Origin of the sequence: Pseudoalteromonas sp. SIMBA_162, assembly GCF_046535955.1 — a bacterium.
In the GTDB taxonomy this organism is placed as follows: Bacteria; Pseudomonadota; Gammaproteobacteria; order Enterobacterales; family Alteromonadaceae; genus Pseudoalteromonas; species Pseudoalteromonas marina.
Genome location: NZ_JAWJBQ010000845.1, coordinates 1 through 251, shown reverse-complemented (window position 1 = coordinate 251; position 251 = coordinate 1). Strand labels below are relative to the sequence as shown.

The following is a 251-nucleotide window of genomic DNA, read 5'->3' as shown; positions in this document are numbered from 1 at the left end:
ATGCCAGACCTGACGCTGCAGGCTGACCGGTGCGAGGTGATGGATGTGCGTGCCCGGCAGACCCGCCGGGTGCGGGCCCTTGAAGGACTCGCTGACCACACCGGAGACGTCGCCACCCGGGATATCAGCACCCGGTGCCTGGCACAGGAACACCTTGCCTTCGGTCAGACGCGTCAGTGCGACAAGACCCTGACGGAAAGCGGCTTCCTGGCCCTTGAGCACCACGGCCGGATCCGCGGACAGCGGATGGG

At 67.3% G+C, this 251-nt stretch carries 1 pseudogene; it reads right to left on the bottom strand.

What is annotated here, in order from left to right:
* A pseudogene (locus R0J88_RS22070) lies at positions 1-251 on the bottom strand (NADH:ubiquinone reductase (Na(+)-transporting) subunit A); the annotation flags it as partial.